The sequence below is a fragment of the Micromonospora sp. R311 genome, assembly GCF_056780015.1.
Genome location: NZ_JBSWCE010000005.1, coordinates 108,962 through 126,802, shown reverse-complemented (window position 1 = coordinate 126,802; position 17,841 = coordinate 108,962). Strand labels below are relative to the sequence as shown.

Sequence of the window (17,841 nt, the reverse complement as noted above, 5' to 3'; positions counted from 1 at the left end):
CAGTCAGTGTACGCCCGCCCTCGCGCCGTCGCCAAACCGGCCACCAGCGGATTCACCGTAACGGGCGAAACCGGCATCAGGCCGGCGAGACAGGCGGACGCTACGCGTCCGGACCGCCGGTCTCCAGCGCCCGCCGCCGGGCCCGCTTCGCCAGCTTCCGTCGGCGCCGACGCTCCCGCTCGGCCGTCCACCGCTGCGGCTCGCCCCCGACCACCCCGGTGACGGTGCGCACCAGCAGCACCGCGCCCCACGGCCCGGCCACCCAGCCCGGCCAGAAGTAGAGCAGGTCCCGGGCGAACAGGGAGGTGACCGCCCAGATCGCCACGACGATCGGCACCACCTGGAGGTACGGCAGCCAGACCTCGGCCAGCCAGCGGGCGACGGCCGGCCGGGCGGCACCCGGTCGGGTCGGCGCCGGGGCGGCGTCGCCCGGCTCCGCGAGCGCGGACGCGGCCGGCGGCGCGACCGCCGGCAGATCCGTCACCAGCGCGTCCAGTTCCGCGTACGTCCGGGCCGCGTACGCCCGCTGCAACCGCTCGTCGTACTCGTACAGGCTCAGCCGGCCCTCGTTGAGCGCCACCCGCAACCGGTCGGCCACCGCCTCGCGGTCGGCGTCGGCGGCCCGCATCCCCTCGCGCCCCTCCATGCCCGCAAGCATGCCACCACCCCACCACCACCAACTCCCCCACAACCACTCCGATCAGACCCGCCCCGCCCGACTCAGCAGACGTGATCATGAAGTTCGCACGACGATCGGCCGATCCGCCGACGCGACGCTCATGGTCAAAGGGCTGGGCCGGGACGGGGCTGAGGGCTCGCCCAGGCCCAGGCCCAGGGCCGGGCTGGACCGAGGCGGGCTGGGGCTGAGCTGGCGCGGGTTGGGCTCGCCTGCGCCAAGGGCCGGGCTCGGCTCGCCTAGGCCCGGGGCCGGACTGGGCCGCAGGGGTCGGGGCTGCCGAGGGCCCGGCTCGCCTAGGCCCAGGGCCGGGCTGAGCCGCCGGGGGTTCGGGCTGGCGAGAGTTGGGCTCGCCCGGGCCGAGGGCCGGGCTGGGCTCGCCTAGGCCCAGGGCCGGGCTGAGCCGCCGGGGGTTCGGGCTGGCGAGAGTTGGGCTAGCCCGGGCCGAAGGCCGGGCTGGGCCGAGGGGGCTGGGGCTGGTCGGCGGCTGGGCCGCGCCCGGCCGGGGCGCTGGGCTCAGCCGGGAGGGTCAGGGGGTCGGGGAGCCGGCGGGTTGGCGGGCGGTGACCAGGTCGCCCAGGCGGGCGCGGCCGCCGTCCTCGGCGGTCAGCACCCAGACCCCGTCGGGGAGCAGCGCCATGGTGTGCTCGACGTGCACCGCGACCGACCTGTCCCGGGTCACCACGGTCCAGCCGTCGGCCAGTTCCATCGTTCGGGGCGAGCCCATGGTGATCATCGGCTCGATGGCCAGCGCCAGGCCGGGCACCATGCGCGGGCCCTTGCCGGGCCGCCCGTGGTTGAGCACGTGCGGGTCCTGGTGCATCTCGGTGCCGATGCCGTGCCCGCCGTAGCCGTCGACGATGCCGTACCGGCCACCCCGGCGGACCGCGTCCTCCACGGCGTGCGAGATGTCGGTCAGCCGGCCCTTGCCGCTGGCCGCCCCGCGCGCCGCCGTGGCGATCCCGGCCCACATGGCGTCCTCGGCCACCTTGGCCATCCGCAGCAGGGCCGGGTCGACCTCGCCCACGCCGACCGTGATGGCGGCGTCGCCGTGCCAGCCGTTCAGCACCGCGCCGCAGTCGATCGAGATCAGGTCGCCCTCGCGGAGCACCTGCCCGGGTGCCGGGATCGCGTGCACCACCTGCTCGTTGACCGAGGAGCAGATGGACGCCGGGAAGCCGTGGTAGCCCTTGAACGAGGGGACGGCCCCGGCCTCGCGGATGGTCGACTCGGCGATCGCGTCCAGGTCGGCGGTGCTGACCCCGGGGGCGACCGCCTCCCGCATCCGGCGCAGCGCCTCGGCGACCACCAGACCGGCGGCGCGCATCTTCTCGATCTGGTCAGGGGTCTTCAGCTGGATGTCCAGCTGGGGACGACGCATGGAGCCGTTACCTTTCGTTGCCGAACAGCAGGGCAGGCCGGGCGTACCCCGCTGTTCGCACTCTATCCGCCGCGGGCGGGACGTCAGCCGCCGTACGAGCGCAGGGCGTCGATGGCGCGGACGGTGACGTCCTCCACCGGGCCGGTGGCGTCGATGCCGACGAGCTTGCCCTGGGCGCCGTAGTAGTCGACCAGCGGCGCGGTCTTCTCCGCGTACTCCCGCAGCCGGGCGGCGATGGTCTCCGGCTTGTCGTCGTCACGCTGGAACAGCTCGGCGCCGCAGCGGTCGCAGATGCCGTCCCGGGTGGTCGGGTCGAACTCGACGTGCCAGATCTTGCCGCAGCCCCGGCAGGTCCGCCGGCCGGAGAGCCGGCGGATCACCTCGTCGTCGTCGACGACCAGTTCGAGCACCAGGTCGAGCGCGGTGCCCAGGTCGGCCAGGAGCTTGTCGAGCGCAGCGGCCTGCGGGGTGGTCCGGGGAAAGCCGTCGAGCAGGAAGCCCTCGCTGGCGTCCGGCTCGGCGAGCCGGTCCCGGACCATGTTGATGGTGACCTCGTCCGGCACGAGCTTGCCAGCGTCCATGTAGCGCTTCGCCTCGACGCCGAGCGGGGTCCCCTGGGACACGTTGGCCCGGAAGATGTCCCCGGTCGAGATCTTCGGCACCGAGAGGTGCGCGGCGATGAACTCGGCCTGCGTGCCCTTGCCCGCGCCCGGCGGGCCAACCAGAACGAGTCTCATCTACCGCAGGAACCCTTCGTAGTTCCGCTGCATGAGTTGGCTCTCGATCTGCTTGGTGGTCTCCAGACCGACGCCGACCATGATCAGCACAGCGGTACCGCCGAACGGGAAGTTCAAGTACTGCTGCTTGTCCAGCCAGATGAAGAAGAAGTTCGGCAGGATCGAGATGACGCCCAGGTAGAGCGCGCCCGGCAGGGTGATCCGGCTGAGGATGAAGTCCAGGTAGTCGGCGGTCGGCTTGCCGGGGCGGATGCCCGGCACGAAGCCGCCGTACTTCTTCATGTTGTCCGCGACCTCGGTCGGGTTGAACGTGATCGAGACGTAGAAGTACGTGAAGAAGATGATCAGCAGGAAGTAGACCGCGATGTAGATCGGGCTGGTCGGGTCGACCAGGTTGTTCTGGATCCACGCCTGGGTCTTGCCCGGGTCGGTCTGGTCGAAGAACTGCAGCGCCAGCTGCGGCAGGTAGAGCAGCGACGAACCGAAGATGACCGGGATGACACCCGCCTGGTTGACCTTCAGCGGGATGTAGGTCGAGGTGCCGCCGTACATCCGCCGGCCGATCATCCGCTTGGCGTACTGGACCGGGATCCGGCGCTGCGCCTGCTCGATGAAGGTGACCGCGGTGATGACCACCAGGACCAGCGCGATGACCAGGAAGAACTTCCACCAGCCCTGGCTCTGCTTGATCTGCCAGCCCTCGCTGGGGAGCCGGGCGGCGATCGAGGTGAAGATCAGCACGGACATGCCGTTGCCCACGCCGCGGTCGGTGATCAGCTCGCCGAGCCACATGACCACACCGGTGCCGGCGGTCATCGTCATCACCAGGATGCTCAGGGTCAGCCAGTCCGGGATGCCGGTGCCCACGGGGATGATCGGGAACTGGTCGCACTGGTTGTTGAAGAGCTGCCCGGAGCGGGCCAGCGCGACGAACGCCGAGGCCTGCAGGACACCGAGGCCCAGGGTCAGGTACCGGGTGTACTGGGTGATCTTCGCCTGGCCGGCCTGGCCCTCCTTGCGGAGCTGCTCCAGCCGCGGGATCACCACGGTCAGCAGCTGCAGGATGATCGACGCGGTGATGTAGGGCATGATGCCCAGCGCGAAGACCGAGAGCTGCAGCAGCGCGCCGCCGGAGAAGAGGTTGAGCAGGTTCAGGACGCTCGTGGAGTCGCCCTGGATGGTGTCGAGGCACTTCTGCACGTTGCCGTAGGACACACCGGGGCTGGGCAGGGTGGCGCCGAGCCGGTAGACCGCGATGATGCCTACTGTGAACAGCAGCTTCTTGCGCAGGTCAGGCGTACGGAACGCACTGAGAAAGGCGGACAGCAACTTCTTCCTCCTGCGCGAGGCGGGCCGCCGGGATCCCTGGCGGGTCGGGGTGGGTGCCGGGCGAGCGCCCGATATCCATAGCTGGGAAGGGACTCTAACAGCCCGATCCCGGTCCGGGCAGATGTGCCCGGCTACATAAACCGAGTTTGATGTTACCCGGCGCACATGCGCCAGGTAGACCATGGCGCCCGCCAGTTGTGAGCAACTGGACGGGCGCCACGGGTCGTTCAGTCCTTACAGCTCGGTGACCGAGCCGCCGGCCGCGGTGATCTTCTCCTTGGCCGACGCGCTGAACGCGTGCGCCGACACCTGGAGCGCCACCCCGCCGAGGTCACCGGTGCCGAGCACCTTGACCGGCTGGCCCTTGCGGACCGCACCGGCCTCGACCAGCTCCAGCGGGCCGACCTGGCCGCCGTTCGGGAAGAGCTCGGCGAGCCGGTCCAGGTTGACCACCTGGAAGACCACCTTGAACTTGTTCTTGAAGCCCTTCAGCTTCGGCAGGCGCATGTGGATGGGCATCTGCCCACCCTCGAACGCCGCCGAGATGTTCTTGCGGGCCTTCGAACCCTTGGTACCGCGACCGGCGGTCTTGCCCTTGGAGCCCTCACCGCGACCCACACGGGTCTTCGCGGTCTTGGCACCCGGCGCCGGACGCAGGTGGTGGACCTTGATCGTCATTACTCGACCTCCTCGACCTTCACGAGGTGGTTCACAGTGAAGATCATGCCGCGGATCTCGGGCCGGTCCTCCTTGACCACCACGTCGTTGATCCGCTTGAGACCGAGCGAACGCAGCGAGTCACGCTGGTTCTGCTTGGTCCCGATCTCGGACCGGACCTGGGTGACCTTGAGACGTGCCATCAGGAAGCCACCCCCGCCCGCGACGCCAGCATGGCGGCCGGCGCGACGTCCTCCACCGGCAGGCCACGGCGCTGGGCGACGGCCTCGGGGGACTCGAGCCCCTTCAGCGCCGCCACGGTGGCGTGCACGATGTTGATCGGGTTGGACGACCCGAGGCTCTTGGAGAGCACGTCGTGGATGCCCGCGCACTCCAGCACGGCACGGACCGGCCCACCGGCGATGACGCCCGTACCGGCGGAGGCCGGCTTGAGCAGCACCACGCCGGCGGCGTCCTCGCCCTGCACCGGGTGCGGGATCGACTGACCGATCCGCGGCACCTTGAAGAAGTGCTTCTTGGCCTCCTCGACACCCTTGGCGATCGCCGCGGGCACCTCCTTGGCCTTTCCGTAGCCCACGCCGACCGTGCCGTCGCCGTCGCCCACGATCACCAGGGCGGTGAAGCTGAAGCGACGACCGCCCTTCACGACCTTGGCGACGCGGTTGATCGCGACGACCCGCTCGAGGTGCGGGGTCTTCTCGACGGGCGCGTTTCCGCGGCCGCCCTCACGGCGGTTGTCGCGGCGACCACCCTCGTTGCCACCGGACCCGCCGCCACGGCGCTGTTGACCTGGCATCAGCAGCCTTCCTTTTCTCTCGTGACGGGGTTGTTAGAACTCGAGCCCGGCTTCGCGGGCGGCATCGGCCAGCGCGGCGACCCGCCCCGCGTACCGGTTGCCACCGCGGTCGAAGACGACCTTGGAGACGCCGGCGGCCTTGGCCCGCTCGGCGAGCAGGGTGCCGACCTTGCCGGCCAGGGCGCTCTTGTCGCCCTCCGCACCGCGCAGCGACGCGTCCAGGGTCGAGGCCGACGCCAGGGTGTGACCCTTGGTGTCGTCCACGATCTGGGCGACGATGTGCCGCAGGGAGCGGGTGACCACGAGGCGGGGACGCTCGGCGGTGCCGCTGACGTTCTTGCGGACCCGGAAGTGCCGACGCGCACGCCCGACGGCGCGCTTGGCGGCAACGCCGCGGCGGCGCTTGAGCAGCGTGGCGCTCACTTCTTACCTGCCTTTCCAGCCTTGCGGCGGATGACCTCGCCCTGGTACTTGACACCCTTGCCCTTGTAGGGCTCCGGCGGACGGATCTTCCGGATGTTGGCGGCGACCTCGCCGACCAGCTGCTTGTCGATGCCGGCCACGTGGAACAGGGTCGGCCTCTCCACCGTGAAGGTGATCCCGTCCGGCGCGGGCACCAGGACCGGGTGCGAGAACCCGAGTGCGAACTCGAGGTCCTTGCCCTTGGCGGTGACCCGGTAGCCGGTGCCGGCGATCTCCAGGCTCTTACGGTAGCCCTCGGTGACACCGACGATCATGTTGGCGACCAGGGTACGGCTCAGGCCGTGCAGCTCCTTGGCCTTGCGCTCGTCGTTCGGGCGGTTGACGTTCAGCTGCCCGTCCTCGGCCCGCTCGATGGTGATCGGCTCGGCCAGGGTGTGCGACAGCTCGCCCTTCGGGCCCTTGACCTTGACGGTCTGGCCCTCGATGGTGATGTCGACGCCGGCTGGTACCGGGATCGACTTACGTCCAATACGCGACATTTCTACCTGTCTCCCGTTACCAGACGAAGGCGAGGACTTCCCCGCCAACGCTCCGCTTGCGGGCCTGCCGGTCGGTGAGCAGCCCCTGGGACGTCGAAATGATCGCCACGCCCAGCCCGCCGAGCACCCGCGGGAGCCCGTCCGACTTGGCGTACACCCGGAGACCGGGCTTGGACACGCGCTTGATGCCGGCCAGGCTCCGCTCCCGGTTCTGGCCGTACTTCAGCTCGACGACCAGTCGCTTGCCGACGGCGCCCTCCTCGGGCTCCTCGACCGACCAGGTGGCGATGTAACCCTCGGCCTTGAGGACCTCGGCGATGTTCGCCTTGATCTTCGAGTAGGGCATCGTCACCCGGTCGTGGTACGCCTGGTTGGCGTTACGCAGACGCGTGAGCATGTCTGCGATCGGGTCGGTCATCGTCATGAAATTCGTCAACCTTTCTCGCCGGGGTTCCCCGGGCCGGGCCCGGGGCCTACGGCGAAGAGACAGTTCAGCTGACGCGCAGAGCGCGCCGGGCTATTACCAGGAAGCCTTGGACACGCCGGGCAGCTCACCGCGGTGGGCCATCTCCCGGATGCACACCCGGCAGAGACCGAACTTGCGGTAGACCGCCTTCGGACGCCCGCACCGCTGGCAGCGGGTGTACGCGCGAACCGAGAACTTCGGCTTCGCGGCCGCCTTGAGGATCAGCGCCTTCTTGGCCATCTCAGTTCTCCTTGAACGGGAAGCCCAGGAGCTTGAGCAGCGCCCGGCCCTCGTCGTCGGTCGTGGCGGTCGTGACCACCGTGATGTCCATGCCCCGCTGGCGATCGATCTTGTCCTGGTCGATCTCGTGGAACACCGACTGCTCGGTCAGACCGAACGTGTAGTTGCCGTGCCCGTCGAGCTTGCGCCCGTCCAGACCGCGGAAGTCACGGATACGCGGCAGCGCGATGGAGAGCAGCCGGTCCAGGAACTCCCACATCCGGTCGCCGCGCAGGGTCACCTTCGCGCCGATCGGCATGCCCTCGCGCAGCTTGAACTGCGCGATGGACTTGGTCGCCCGCCGCACCTGCGGCTTCTGGCCGGTGATGGTGGCCAGGTCGCGCACGGCGCCGTCGATCAGCTTGGCGTCCCGGGCGGCCTCGCCGACACCCATGTTGACGACGATCTTGACCAGCCGCGGCACCTGCATGGGGTTGCCGTAGTTGTACTGCTCGCGCAGCTGGGCCACGATCTCGTTGCGGTACCGCTCCTTGAGGCGCGGCATGGTCTTGGTTTCGGTAGCCGTGCTCATCACAGGTCCTTACCGGTGCTACGCGCGATGCGGACCTTCTGGCCGTTCTCGTCGATCCGGTAGCCGACGCGGGTCGGCTTCCCGTCGGAGTCCAGGACCTGCACGTTCGAGACGTGGATCGGGGCCTCCTGGGTGACGATGCCGCCGGTCTTGGCGCCACGCTGGGTGGTGCTGATGCGGGTGTGCTTCTTGACCCGGTTCACGCCCTCGACCAGGACCTTGTCCTGCCGCGGGTAGGCCGCGATGACCTTGCCCTTGGCGCCCTTGTCCTTGCCGGCGATGACGACGACCGTGTCGCCCTTCTTGACCTTCACGGTCACAACACCTCCGGCGCGAGAGAAATGATCTTCATGAACCGCTTGTCCCGCAGCTCCCGACCCACCGGGCCGAAGATACGGGTGCCGCGCGGGTCCCCGCCGTCCTTGATGATGACGGCGGCGTTCTCGTCGAAGCGGATGTACGAGCCGTCCGGGCGCCGCTTCTCCTTGGCCGTGCGAACGACGACCGCCTTGACGACGTCGCCCTTCTTCACACCGGCACCCGGGATCGCGTCCTTGACGGTGGCCACGATGACGTCGCCGATGCTCGCGTAGCGCCGACCGGAGCCACCGAGAACCCGGATGCACAGGATCTCCCGGGCACCCGTGTTGTCGGCGACGCGCAGTCGCGACTCCTGCTGAATCACGTCTATCTCCTATGTCTGCCGGTTCTCCGGCCGCCGCAGCGGCCGGAGCCTGGCGGAACCTGCGCCCGACGCGACGCCGGGCGAGCTCGAAGCCTTCGCTACTTGGCCTTTTCCAGGATCTCCACGAGCCGCCACCGCTTCGTGGCGGACAGCGGCCGGGTCTCCATGATTAGGACCCGGTCGCCGATGCCGGCGGCGTTCTGCTCGTCGTGCACCTTCAGCTTGCTGGTCCGGCGCATGATCTTGCCGTACAGCGCGTGCTTGACCCGGTCCTCGACCTCGACCACGACGGTCTTTTCCATCTTGTCGCTGACCACGAGGCCCTCACGCACCTTGCGGCGGGCCCGCGCGGCGGCGGTGGTGTTCTCGCTCATGATGCAGTCACCTCAGTCGGCGCGGCCGAGAGCCCCAGCTCGCGCTCACGCATGATCGTGTAGATCCGGGCGATCTCCCGACGGATGACCTGCAGCCGCCGGTTGTTGTCCAGCTGCCCGGTTGCGGCCTGCACGCGGAGGTTGAACAGCTCCGCCTTGGCCTCGCGCAGCCTCGTGACCAACTCCTCCTCGGAGAGCTCACGCAGCTCGGCGGCCTTAACGCCCGCTGCCATCAGGATTCACCCACTTCGCGCGTCACAATGCGGCACTTCATCGGGAGCTTGTGGATCGCGCGACGCATCGCCTCTCGCGCGATCTGCTCATTGGGGAAGGACATCTCGAAGAGCACCCGCCCCGGCTTGACGTTGGCGACCCACCACTCGGGCGAGCCCTTACCGGAACCCATCCGGGTTTCCGCCGGCTTCTTGGTCAGGGCCTGGTCCGGGAAGATCGTGATCCAGACCTTGCCACCACGCTTGATGTGGCGGGTCATCGCGATACGCGCCGACTCGATCTGGCGGTTCGTCACGTACGCCGGCTCGAGAGCCTGGATCCCGAACTCGCCGAAGACCACCCGGTTGCCGCCCTTGGACGCGCCGCTGCGGTCCGGGTGGTGCGGCTTACGGAAGCCCTTCGGGGGCTTGCGCGGCATCAGCATCTGTCAGCCCTCCTGCTGCGTTTCTGCCGCGGCGGCGACGGCGGCGGGGTCCACCGCGTCACCACTCGGCGTCTCGGCCTGCTGCGCGAGCGTGGTCGCGGCAGCCCGGCCGGCCTCGGTGCCGCCGGCGGTCGTGCCGGACGAACCGGACCGACCACGGCGCGGCCGCTCGGGGCGGTCGCCGCGCTCACGGCGCGGGCGCGACGGCGCCTCGGCCGGGGTCTCCCGACCCGGCACCGCGTCGCCCTTGTAGATCCAGACCTTCACGCCGATCCGGCCGAAGGTGGTACGGGCCTCGAAGAAGCCGTACTCGATGTTGGCCCGCAGCGTGTGCAGCGGGACCCGGCCCTCGCGGTAGAACTCGGTCCGGCTCATCTCGGCGCCGCCGAGGCGACCCGAGACCTGCACCCGGATGCCCTTGCAGACCGGGTTCTTCATCGCCGACTGCATGGCCTTGCGCATCGCCCGCCGGAAGCTGACCCGGCTGGACAGCTGCTCGGCCACGCCCTGGGCGACCAGCTGCGCGTCCGACTCGGGGTTCTTCACCTCGATGATGTTCAGCTGGACCTGCTTGCCGGTCAGCTTCTCGAGCTCGCCGCGGATCCGGTCGGCCTCCGCACCCTTACGGCCGATGACGATGCCCGGCCGGGCGGTGTGGATGTCGACCCGGACCCGGTCGCGGGTGCGCTCGATGTCGACCTTGGAGATGCCGGCGCGCTCGAGGCCCTTGGACATCATCCGGCGGATCTTGACGTCCTCGCCGATGTAGTCCTTGTAGAGCTTGTCCGCGAACCAGCGGGACTTCCAGTCGGTCGAGATGCCGAGCCGGAACCCGTGCGGGTGAACCTTCTGACCCATTACTCCGCGCCCTCCGTGTTGCTCTGCGTCTCGGCCGGCGCGGCCTGCTTCGCCGGGGCCGCCTTCTTCGCCGCGGCCTTCTTCGGCGCGGCCGGCGCCACCGCCTCCACCGCGACCGTGATGTGGCAGGTCCGCTTGCGGATCCGGTACGCCCGGCCCTGCGCCCGCGGCTGGAACCGCTTCATGGTCGGGCCCTCGTCCACGTACGCCTCGCTGACGAGCAGCGCGTCGGGGTCCAGCCGCTCGTTGTTCTCCGCGTTGGCGATCGCGCTCGCGAGCACCTTGTACACCTGCTCGCTCGCAGCCTGCGGCGCGAACTGCAGCACCGTGAGCGCCTCCTTCGCGGGCAGGCCGCGGACGAGGTTGACCACCCGGCGCGCCTTCATCGGCGAGATGCGCACGTGCCGCGCAACCGCCCGCGCGCCCGGAAGCACCGGAGCGTCGCCCTTTCCTGGCATCGCTGTAACCCCTTGTTCCTCTATCCGTATGCCCGCGGCGTCAGCGCCGACGGCTCTTCCGGTCGTCCTTCTCGTGACCCTTGAACGTGCGGGTCAGCGCGAACTCGCCGAGCTTGTGCCCGACCATCGCCTCGGTCACGAACACCGGGACGTGCTTGCGTCCGTCGTGCACCGCGATCGTGTGACCCAGCATCTCCGGGATGATCGTCGAGCGCCGCGACCAGGTCTTGATGACGTTCTTCGAGCCCTTGTCGTTCTGCGTCTCCACCTTCTTGAGCAGGTGGTCGTCGACGAACGGGCCCTTCTTCAGGCTGCGAGGCATGTCTTATCTCCCTCAGCCGCGCTTACGCGTGGCGTAGCGGCGGCGGACGATCAGCCGGTCACTCGGCTGGCCCTTACGACGGGTGCGGCCCTCGGGCTTACCCTGCGGGTTGACCGGGTGGCGACCACCGGAGGTCTTACCCTCACCACCACCGTGCGGGTGGTCGACCGGGTTCATCGCGACACCACGGACGGTCGGGCGCTTGCCCTTCCACCGCATCCGGCCGGCCTTACCCCAGTTGATGTTCGACTGGTCGGCGTTGCCGATCTCGCCGACGCTGGCGCGGCAGCGCACGTCGACCCGCCGGATCTCACCGGACGGCATGCGCAGGGTCGCGTACGCGCCCTCGCGGCCGAGCAGCTGGATGCCGACGCCGGCCGAGCGGGCCAGCTTGGCGCCACCGCCGGGACGGAGCTCCACGTTGTGGATCGTGGTACCGACCGGGATGTTGCGCAGCGGCAGGTTGTTGCCCGGCTTGATGTCCGCGCCCGGACCCGACTCGACGGTGTCGCCCTGCTTCAGGTCCTTCGGCGCGATGATGTACCGCTTCTCGCCGTCGGCGTAGTGCAGCAGCGCGATCCGCGCGGTGCGGTTCGGGTCGTACTCGATGTGGGCGACCTTCGCCGGTACGCCGTCCTTGTCGACCCGCTTGAAGTCGATCAGGCGGTACTGGCGCTTGTGACCGCCACCATGGTGCCGGGTGGTGATCCGGCCGTGGGCGTTGCGTCCGCCCTTCTTCGGCAGCGGAGCCAGCAGCGACTTCTCGGGCGTCGACCGGGTGATCTCGGCGAAGTCGGCGACGCTCGAGCCACGCCGGCCCGGCGTCGTCGGCTTGTACTTACGGATAGCCATTGTCTACACCCCTCAGCTGACCGGGCCGCCGAAGGCCTCGATACGGTCACCGTCAGCCAGCTTCACCATCGCGCGCTTGGTGGCCTTGCGCTGGCCGAACCCGGTACGGGTCCGCTTGCGCTTGCCCTCGCGGTTGAGCGTGTTGACCGTCAGGACGCGGACGTTGAAGATCTGCTGGATAGCGATCTTGATCTCCGTCTTGTTCGCGTCCGGGTGCACCAGGAAGGTGTACCAGTTGCGGTTCAGCTCGCTGTAGCTCTTCTCCGAGACGACCGGCGCCACGATGATGTCGCGCGGGTCGGCGATCGTGCTCACTTGCCACCCTCCTCGGTGGTCTCGGCGGGAACACCCAGGAACTCGTCCAGGGCGTCCTTGGTGAAGACCACGTCGTCGGCCACCAGCACGTCGTACGTGTTGAGCTGGCCGGCCTCGATCAGGTGCACCCGCGGCTCGTTGCGCAGCGACACCCAGTTCAGCTCGTCGGTGCTGCTCAGCACGACCAGCACCCGGCGGGCGTCGGTCAGCTTGGCCAGCGTGGCCAGGGCGGCCTTGGTCGACGGCTTCTCGCCCGAGACGAACGCCTCGACGACGTGCACCTGCCCGGCGCGGGCCCGGTCGGAGAGGGCGCCACGCAGCGCGGCGGCCTTCATCTTCTTCGGGGTCCGCTGGCTGTAGTCGCGCGGCACGGGACCGTGCACCACGCCACCGCCGGCGAACTGCGGCGCGCGGATCGAGCCCTGCCGGGCGCGACCGGTGCCCTTCTGCTTGTACGGCTTCTTGCCGCCGCCGGCGACCTCGCCGCGGGTCTTGGTCTTGTGCGTGCCCTGCCGGGCCGCCGCGAGCTGAGCCACCACGACCTGGTGCATCAGCGCGACGTTGGCCTGAGTGTCGAAGATGTCGGCGGGCAGCTCGACCGAGCCGCTCTTGGTGCCTTCGACGCTGAGGACGTCAACGGTGGTCACTTGGCCGCACCGCCCTTCTTCGCCTTGGTCTTGGCCGCACTGCGGACCAGGACCAGCGCGCCCTTGGGGCCGGGAATGGCGCCACGGACGAGCAGGAGGTTGTTCTCGGTGTCGACCGCCTGGACGGTCAGGTTCTGGACGGTGTAGCGCGCGCCACCCATCCGGCCGGCCATCCGGACGCCCTTGAAGACGCGACCCGGGGTGGACGCACCACCGATGGAGCCGGGCGAGCGGTGCTTGCGCTCGACACCGTGGCTGGCGCGCAGGCCGTGGAAGCCGTGCCGCTTCATGACGCCCGCGAAGCCCTTGCCCTTGGTCTTGCCGGTCACGTCGACCGACATGCCGGGCGGGAACTCCTCGACCGTGACCTCCTGGCCCAGCGAGTAGTCCGCGGCGTCGGCGGTGCGCAGCTCGACGATGTGCCGGCGCGGCGCGACGTCCGCCTTCGCGTAGTGCCCGCCGATCGGCTTCTTGACCTTGCGCGGGTCGATCGTGCCGTACGCCAGCTGGACCGCGGAGTAACCGTCCTTGTCGGCGTCACGAACCTGGGTGATGACGCAGGGGCCGGCCTGAACCACGGTCACCGGGACAACTCGGTTGTTGTCCCAGACCTGGGTCATGCCGAGCTTCGCGCCCAGGATCCCCTTAACTTGCCTGTCCATTTGTCCGGTCCCTACAGCTTGATCTCGATGTCGACGCCAGCCGGCAGGTCGAGGCGCATGAGCGAGTCGACCGTCTTCGGGGTCGGGTCGATGATGTCGATCAGCCGCTTGTGCGTGCGCATCTCGAAGTGCTCGCGCGAGTCCTTGTACTTGTGCGGCGAGCGGATAACGCAGAAACGGTTGATCTCCGTGGGCAGCGGCACCGGGCCTGCGACCTGCGCCCCGGTGCGCGTCACCGTCTCGACGATCTTCCGAGCCGAGGAGTCGACGACCTCGTGGTCATAGGCCTTGAGCCGGATGCGGATCTTCTGTCCCGCCATGGTGGCTTCTGTTCCTTCTCTCGATGCCGCTGTGTTGCGGGCGCCTGTACCGGCTGGCACAGGCCCACTTCGCCGACCCCCGCGGTCGGGCGTGTCGCGCCCTCGGGCCAGGCTCCGCCCCGAGGTTCCGGAGCGATTCTGACCGCGCGGTGGGTCAAGGCGCCGATCGCACTACCGCGACCTGAACGCCGTGCGAGGGTGGTTGGCGGACGGGCCGCCAACCACCCTACGCCCGACTGTCCTACCGCCCGGAGGTTCGGCGAACGCCGAACACGAGCGACGAACTGTCGTTACGCAACCTGACTAGTATGCCGCACGACCGGCGGCGGGTCTAATCGGGGTTACCCAGCTCACTTGATGATCTTGGTGACGAACCCGGCGCCGACGGTGCGGCCACCCTCGCGGATCGCGAACTTGAGGTTCTCCTCCATGGCGATGGGCTGGATCAGCTTCACCGTCATGGTGGTGTTGTCACCCGGCATGACCATCTCGGTGCCCTCGGGGAGCGTGACGACACCGGTGACGTCCGTGGTCCGGAAGTAGAACTGCGGACGGTAGTTCTGGAAGAACGGGGTGTGCCGGCCGCCCTCCTCCTTGGAGAGGATGTAGACCGTCGCCTCGAACTCCGTGTGCGGGGTCGTGGTGCCCGGCTTGACGACCACCATGCCGCGCTCGACGTCCTCGCGCTTGATGCCACGCAGCAGCAGACCGACGTTCTCACCCGCGCGGGCCTCGTCGAGCAGCTTGCGGAACATCTCGATGCCGGTGCAGACCGTCCGCTGCGACTTCTCGCGGATACCGACGATCTCCACCTCCTCGTTCGGCTTGAGGATGCCGCGCTCCGCGCGACCGGTGACGACCGTGCCCCGACCGGTGATCGTGAAGACGTCCTCGATCGGCATCAGGAACGGCTTCTCGGTCTCGCGCTCCGGCTGCGGGATCGCGGTGTCGACGGCCGTCATCAGGTCCATCAGCTTGCCGGTCCACTCGGGGTCACCCTCGAGGGCCTTCAGCGCCGACACCCGCACGACCGGCAGGTCGTCACCCGGGTACTCCTGCGACGAGAGCAGCTCGCGGACCTCGAGCTCGACGAGCTCCAGGAGCTCCTCGTCGTCGACCATGTCGCTCTTGTTCAGCGCCACGACGATGTACGGCACGCCGACCTGGCGGGCCAGCAGCACGTGCTCGCGGGTCTGCGGCATCGGGCCGTCGGTCGCCGCCACCACCAGGATCGCGCCGTCCATCTGCGCGGCACCGGTGATCATGTTCTTGATGTAGTCGGCGTGACCGGGGCAGTCGACGTGCGCGTAGTGCCGCGCCTCGGTCTGGTACTCGACGTGCGCGATCGAGATCGTGATGCCGCGGGCCTTCTCCTCCGGCGCCTTGTCGATCTCGTCGAACGGCGTGTACGGGTTCAGGTCCGGGAACTGGTCGTGCAGGACCTTGGTGATGGCCGCCGTCAGCGTCGTCTTACCGTGGTCGATGTGACCAATGGTGCCGATGTTGACGTGCGGCTTAGTCCGCTCGAACTTCGCCTTCGCCACTGGTGTCCTCCTGTGGACTTCTTGGTTCGTACGCCCGGCGCGCCGGTCGGCGCTTAGGACTCTGTCGACAGCCTTTCCGGCCTGGCGGCCGGAGAGCTTGGTGGGTTCTGCGGCGGTGAAGCCTACAGGCCCGGTCTCACGCAACCCGACCGTGGTGGCCGCGGGCGGGAGCACCCTCCCGCGACCGTCCACGGATCATCAGCTCAGGTGAGTCACTCACCCGTCGCCTTGGCGATGATCTCCTTCGCCACGCTGGCCGGAACCTCGGCGTAGGAGTCGAACTGCATGCTGTAGCTAGCCCGGCCCTGGGTCTTCGACCGCAGGTCGCCGACGTAGCCGAACATCTCCGACAACGGCACCAGGGCGCGGACGACGCGGGCACCGCCGCGCTCCTCCATCGCCTGGATGATGCCACGGCGGGAGTTGAGGTCGCCGATGACGTCACCCATGTTCTCCTCCGGAGTGGTGACCTCAACGGCCATCATCGGCTCGAGCAGCGCCGGGTCGGCCTTGCGGGCCGCCTCCTTCAGCGCCATCGAACCGGCGATCTTGAACGCCATCTCGGACGAGTCGACCTCGTGGTACTGACCGTCCACCAGGGTCAGCTTGACACCCACCAGCGGGAAGCCGGCGAGAATGCCGTACTGCATGGCGTCCTGGGCGCCCGCGTCCACCGACGGGATGAACTCCCGGGGGATGCGGCCACCGGTGACGGCGTTCGCGAACTCGTAGGTCGGCGAGTCGTTGTCCAGCGGCAGCGGCTCCAGGCTGATGATCACCCGGGCGTACTGGCCGGAACCACCGGTCTGCTTCTTGTGGGTGTACTCGACCTTCTCCACCGGGCGGCGGATGGTCTCGCGGTACGCCACCTGCGGCTTACCGATGTTGGCCTCGACGTTGAACTCGCGGCGCATCCGGTCGACCAGGATGTCCAGGTGCAGCTCGCCCATGCCGGAGATGACCGTCTGGCCGGTCTCCTCGTCCAGCTTGACGCGGAAGGTCGGGTCCTCCTCGGCCAGCCGCTGGATGGCGGTGCTGAGCTTCTCCTGGTCAGCCTTGGTCTTCGGCTCGATGGCGACCTCGATGACCGGCTCCGGGAAGGTCATCGACTCCAGGATGACCGGGTTCGCCGGGTCGCACAGGGTGTCACCGGTGGTGGTCTGCTTGAGACCCTGCACCGCGATGATGTCGCCAGCCTTGGCGGAGCTGCGCTCCTCCCGCTTGTTGGCGTGCATCTGGTAGATCTTGCCGATCCGCTCCTTGCGGTCCTTGGTGGAGTTGACCACCTGGGACCCGGACTCGACCACGCCCGAGTAGACCCGGACGTAGGTGAGCTTGCCGAGGTGCTTGTCGGTCTGGATCTTGAACGCCAGGCCGGAGAACGGCTCCGTGGTGGACGGCTTCCGCTGCAGCGGGGTCTCGCCGTCGGTCGCGGTGCCCTCGATCGCCGGGATGTCCAGCGGCGACGGCAGGAAGTCGACCACGGCGTCGAGCATCGGCTGGACGCCCTTGTTCTTGAACGCGGAGCCGCAGAGCACCGGGTTGGCCTTGCCGGCGATGGTGGCGCGCCGGATGGCGGCCTTGATCTCCTCGACGGAGATCTCCTCGCCCTCCAGGTACTTCTCCATCACCGAGTCGTCGACGTCGGCCAGGGTCTCCATCAGCTTCTCGCGCCACTCGGCCGCGGAGTCGGCCAGCTCGGCCGGGATCTCCTCGATCGCGTAGTCCTCACCCTTCTGGGTCTCCCCGCGCCAGGTGAGGGCGCGCATGCCGATCAGGTCGACGACGCCGATGTGGTCGCCCTCGAGCCCGATCGGGATCTGCAGCACGAGCGGGGTCGCGTTGAGCCGGTCGATCATCATCTGCACGCAGCGGAAGAAGTCGGCGCCGGTCCGGTCGAGCTTGTTGACGAAGCACATCCGGGGGACGTTGTACTTGTCCGCCTGCCGCCAGACGTTCTCCGTCTGGGGCTCCACGCCGGCGACACCGTCGTAGACCGCGACCGCACCGTCCAGCACCCGCAGCGACCGCTCCACCTCGACCGTGAAGTCGACGTGACCGGGCGTGTCGATGATCTGGATCGTGTGGCCCTTCCACTCGCACTTGGTGGCGGCGGAAGTGATGGTGATACCGCGCTCCTGCTCCTGCTCCATCCAGTCCATGACGGCAGCGCCCTCGTGGACCTCACCGATCTTGTACGTGATACCGGTGTAGAACAGGATCCGCTCGGTGGTAGTGGTCTTACCGGCATCGATGTGCGCCATGATGCCGATGTTGCGTACGTTGGCGAGCGCGTCTGCGGCGGCCACT

27 protein-coding genes are annotated in these 17,841 nt (G+C 68.8%); all 27 read right to left on the bottom strand.

Annotated elements, in window-relative coordinates; genetic code table 11:
* Nucleotides 1-100 precede the first annotated feature (100 nt).
* Entirely contained in the window at nt 101-646 is a 546-nt protein-coding gene (locus tag AC1WTP_RS05780) for a DUF1707 SHOCT-like domain-containing protein (protein WP_481648192.1), read from the bottom strand.
* A gap of 559 nt (nt 647-1,205) precedes the next feature.
* A complete protein-coding gene (gene map / locus AC1WTP_RS05775; protein WP_481648191.1) occupies nt 1,206-2,057 on the bottom strand; it encodes a type I methionyl aminopeptidase in 852 nt (283 codons plus the stop codon).
* 83 nt (nt 2,058-2,140) lie between these two features.
* Entirely contained in the window at nt 2,141-2,794 is a 654-nt protein-coding gene (locus tag AC1WTP_RS05770) for an adenylate kinase (protein WP_109905663.1), read from the bottom strand.
* Complete coding sequence (gene secY, locus AC1WTP_RS05765; protein ID WP_481648190.1) at nt 2,795-4,123, bottom strand: preprotein translocase subunit SecY; 1,329 nt, start codon at nt 4,121-4,123, stop codon at nt 2,795-2,797.
* 234 nt (nt 4,124-4,357) lie between these two features.
* Nucleotides 4,358-4,801 (bottom strand): 50S ribosomal protein L15, encoded by a 444-nt coding sequence (gene rplO, locus AC1WTP_RS05760; RefSeq protein ID WP_447134660.1) that lies wholly within the window; start codon nt 4,799-4,801, stop codon nt 4,358-4,360.
* On the bottom strand, nt 4,801-4,983 hold the full coding sequence (rpmD, locus tag AC1WTP_RS05755) for a 50S ribosomal protein L30 (RefSeq protein WP_012015110.1): 183 nt from the start codon (nt 4,981-4,983) through the stop codon (nt 4,801-4,803). Before rpmD ends, rplO begins: the two co-directional genes overlap by 1 nt.
* Nucleotides 4,983-5,597: a 30S ribosomal protein S5 gene (rpsE, locus tag AC1WTP_RS05750; protein ID WP_088997381.1), complete on the bottom strand. Its 615-nt coding sequence runs from the start codon at nt 5,595-5,597 to the stop codon at nt 4,983-4,985. The genes rpmD and rpsE overlap by 1 nt, the downstream gene beginning before the upstream one ends.
* Before the next feature lie 33 nt (nt 5,598-5,630).
* A complete protein-coding gene (gene rplR / locus AC1WTP_RS05745; RefSeq protein WP_132180516.1) occupies nt 5,631-6,020 on the bottom strand; it encodes a 50S ribosomal protein L18 in 390 nt (129 codons plus the stop codon).
* The gene (rplF, locus tag AC1WTP_RS05740) at nt 6,017-6,559 is read right to left on the bottom strand and encodes a 50S ribosomal protein L6 (protein WP_447134658.1); all 543 of its coding nucleotides are present in this window, start codon (nt 6,557-6,559) and stop codon (nt 6,017-6,019) included. Before rplF ends, rplR begins: the two co-directional genes overlap by 4 nt.
* Before the next feature lie 16 nt (nt 6,560-6,575).
* Entirely contained in the window at nt 6,576-6,983 is a 408-nt protein-coding gene (rpsH, locus tag AC1WTP_RS05735) for a 30S ribosomal protein S8 (protein WP_013288624.1), read from the bottom strand.
* A gap of 96 nt (nt 6,984-7,079) precedes the next feature.
* Nucleotides 7,080-7,265, bottom strand: coding sequence for a type Z 30S ribosomal protein S14 (locus AC1WTP_RS05730; protein ID WP_007073023.1), 186 nt, complete (start codon nt 7,263-7,265; stop codon nt 7,080-7,082).
* 1 nt (nt 7,266) lies between these two features.
* Nucleotides 7,267-7,836 (bottom strand): 50S ribosomal protein L5, encoded by a 570-nt coding sequence (rplE, locus tag AC1WTP_RS05725; RefSeq protein WP_088997379.1) that lies wholly within the window; start codon nt 7,834-7,836, stop codon nt 7,267-7,269.
* Nucleotides 7,836-8,156, bottom strand: coding sequence for a 50S ribosomal protein L24 (gene rplX / locus AC1WTP_RS05720; RefSeq protein ID WP_172896341.1), 321 nt, complete (start codon nt 8,154-8,156; stop codon nt 7,836-7,838). The genes rplE and rplX overlap by 1 nt, the downstream gene beginning before the upstream one ends.
* Nucleotides 8,153-8,521 (bottom strand): 50S ribosomal protein L14, encoded by a 369-nt coding sequence (gene rplN / locus AC1WTP_RS05715; protein ID WP_007073026.1) that lies wholly within the window; start codon nt 8,519-8,521, stop codon nt 8,153-8,155. The genes rplX and rplN overlap by 4 nt, the downstream gene beginning before the upstream one ends.
* Before the next feature lie 98 nt (nt 8,522-8,619).
* Entirely contained in the window at nt 8,620-8,895 is a 276-nt protein-coding gene (gene rpsQ / locus AC1WTP_RS05710) for a 30S ribosomal protein S17 (protein ID WP_155330233.1), read from the bottom strand.
* Nucleotides 8,892-9,128 (bottom strand): 50S ribosomal protein L29, encoded by a 237-nt coding sequence (gene rpmC / locus AC1WTP_RS05705; protein ID WP_088991888.1) that lies wholly within the window; start codon nt 9,126-9,128, stop codon nt 8,892-8,894. The genes rpsQ and rpmC overlap by 4 nt, the downstream gene beginning before the upstream one ends.
* On the bottom strand, nt 9,128-9,553 hold the full coding sequence (gene rplP / locus AC1WTP_RS05700; RefSeq protein WP_007465292.1) for a 50S ribosomal protein L16: 426 nt from the start codon (nt 9,551-9,553) through the stop codon (nt 9,128-9,130). The genes rpmC and rplP overlap by 1 nt, the downstream gene beginning before the upstream one ends.
* 3 nt (nt 9,554-9,556) lie before the next feature.
* Nucleotides 9,557-10,411: a 30S ribosomal protein S3 gene (rpsC, locus tag AC1WTP_RS05695; protein WP_481648189.1), complete on the bottom strand. Its 855-nt coding sequence runs from the start codon at nt 10,409-10,411 to the stop codon at nt 9,557-9,559.
* Complete coding sequence (gene rplV / locus AC1WTP_RS05690) at nt 10,411-10,869, bottom strand: 50S ribosomal protein L22 (protein WP_447134657.1); 459 nt, start codon at nt 10,867-10,869, stop codon at nt 10,411-10,413. Before rplV ends, rpsC begins: the two co-directional genes overlap by 1 nt.
* Nucleotides 10,870-10,909: 40 nt before the next feature.
* Nucleotides 10,910-11,191: a 30S ribosomal protein S19 gene (rpsS, locus tag AC1WTP_RS05685; protein ID WP_007073032.1), complete on the bottom strand. Its 282-nt coding sequence runs from the start codon at nt 11,189-11,191 to the stop codon at nt 10,910-10,912.
* Nucleotides 11,192-11,203: 12 nt separating this feature from the next.
* Nucleotides 11,204-12,043 carry a 50S ribosomal protein L2 gene (rplB, locus tag AC1WTP_RS05680; RefSeq protein WP_088997376.1) on the bottom strand — a complete coding sequence of 280 codons (840 nt, stop codon included), beginning with the start codon at nt 12,041-12,043 and terminating at the stop codon, nt 11,204-11,206.
* A 12-nt stretch (nt 12,044-12,055) separates the two neighbouring features.
* On the bottom strand, nt 12,056-12,358 hold the full coding sequence (gene rplW, locus AC1WTP_RS05675) for a 50S ribosomal protein L23 (protein ID WP_088997375.1): 303 nt from the start codon (nt 12,356-12,358) through the stop codon (nt 12,056-12,058).
* Entirely contained in the window at nt 12,355-13,005 is a 651-nt protein-coding gene (rplD, locus tag AC1WTP_RS05670; protein WP_481648188.1) for a 50S ribosomal protein L4, read from the bottom strand. The genes rplW and rplD overlap by 4 nt, the downstream gene beginning before the upstream one ends.
* Nucleotides 13,002-13,667, bottom strand: a complete 666-nt coding sequence (rplC, locus tag AC1WTP_RS05665; RefSeq protein WP_481648187.1) for a 50S ribosomal protein L3 — start codon at nt 13,665-13,667, stop codon at nt 13,002-13,004. The genes rplD and rplC overlap by 4 nt, the downstream gene beginning before the upstream one ends.
* 11 nt (nt 13,668-13,678) lie before the next feature.
* Nucleotides 13,679-13,987 (bottom strand): 30S ribosomal protein S10, encoded by a 309-nt coding sequence (rpsJ, locus tag AC1WTP_RS05660; RefSeq protein WP_007073037.1) that lies wholly within the window; start codon nt 13,985-13,987, stop codon nt 13,679-13,681.
* Between the two features lie 350 nt (nt 13,988-14,337).
* A complete protein-coding gene (tuf, locus tag AC1WTP_RS05655; RefSeq protein WP_447134652.1) occupies nt 14,338-15,531 on the bottom strand; it encodes an elongation factor Tu in 1,194 nt (397 codons plus the stop codon).
* A gap of 212 nt (nt 15,532-15,743) precedes the next feature.
* Entirely contained in the window at nt 15,744-17,840 is a 2,097-nt protein-coding gene (gene fusA, locus AC1WTP_RS05650; protein WP_481648186.1) for an elongation factor G, read from the bottom strand.
* Nucleotide 17,841 lies beyond the last annotated feature (1 nt).

Excerpts from the sequence above, each read along its gene's own strand:
- AC1WTP_RS05780 (WP_481648192.1), bottom strand. The coding sequence starts at position 646 with ATGGAGGGGCGCGAGGGGATGCGGGCCGCCGACGCCGACCGCGAGGCG.
- map (WP_481648191.1), bottom strand. The coding sequence starts at position 2,057 with ATGCGTCGTCCCCAGCTGGACATCCAGCTGAAGACCCCTGACCAGATC.
- AC1WTP_RS05770 (WP_109905663.1), bottom strand. The coding sequence starts at position 2,794 with ATGAGACTCGTTCTGGTTGGCCCGCCGGGCGCGGGCAAGGGCACGCAG.
- rplO (WP_447134660.1), bottom strand. The coding sequence starts at position 4,801 with ATGACGATCAAGGTCCACCACCTGCGTCCGGCGCCGGGTGCCAAGACC.
- rpmD (WP_012015110.1), bottom strand. The coding sequence starts at position 4,983 with ATGGCACGTCTCAAGGTCACCCAGGTCCGGTCCGAGATCGGGACCAAG.
- rpsE (WP_088997381.1), bottom strand. The coding sequence starts at position 5,597 with ATGCCAGGTCAACAGCGCCGTGGCGGCGGGTCCGGTGGCAACGAGGGT.
- rplF (WP_447134658.1), bottom strand. The coding sequence starts at position 6,559 with ATGTCGCGTATTGGACGTAAGTCGATCCCGGTACCAGCCGGCGTCGAC.
- rpsH (WP_013288624.1), bottom strand. The coding sequence starts at position 6,983 with ATGACGATGACCGACCCGATCGCAGACATGCTCACGCGTCTGCGTAAC.
- AC1WTP_RS05730 (WP_007073023.1), bottom strand. The coding sequence starts at position 7,265 with ATGGCCAAGAAGGCGCTGATCCTCAAGGCGGCCGCGAAGCCGAAGTTC.
- rplE (WP_088997379.1), bottom strand. The coding sequence starts at position 7,836 with ATGAGCACGGCTACCGAAACCAAGACCATGCCGCGCCTCAAGGAGCGG.
- rpsQ (WP_155330233.1), bottom strand. The coding sequence starts at position 8,895 with ATGAGCGAGAACACCACCGCCGCCGCGCGGGCCCGCCGCAAGGTGCGT.
- rpmC (WP_088991888.1), bottom strand. The coding sequence starts at position 9,128 with ATGGCAGCGGGCGTTAAGGCCGCCGAGCTGCGTGAGCTCTCCGAGGAG.
- rplP (WP_007465292.1), bottom strand. The coding sequence starts at position 9,553 with ATGCTGATGCCGCGCAAGCCCCCGAAGGGCTTCCGTAAGCCGCACCAC.
- rpsC (WP_481648189.1), bottom strand. The coding sequence starts at position 10,411 with ATGGGTCAGAAGGTTCACCCGCACGGGTTCCGGCTCGGCATCTCGACC.
- rplV (WP_447134657.1), bottom strand. The coding sequence starts at position 10,869 with ATGCCAGGAAAGGGCGACGCTCCGGTGCTTCCGGGCGCGCGGGCGGTT.
- rpsS (WP_007073032.1), bottom strand. The coding sequence starts at position 11,191 with ATGCCTCGCAGCCTGAAGAAGGGCCCGTTCGTCGACGACCACCTGCTC.
- rplB (WP_088997376.1), bottom strand. The coding sequence starts at position 12,043 with ATGGCTATCCGTAAGTACAAGCCGACGACGCCGGGCCGGCGTGGCTCG.
- rplC (WP_481648187.1), bottom strand. The coding sequence starts at position 13,667 with ATGGACAGGCAAGTTAAGGGGATCCTGGGCGCGAAGCTCGGCATGACC.
- rpsJ (WP_007073037.1), bottom strand. The coding sequence starts at position 13,987 with ATGGCGGGACAGAAGATCCGCATCCGGCTCAAGGCCTATGACCACGAG.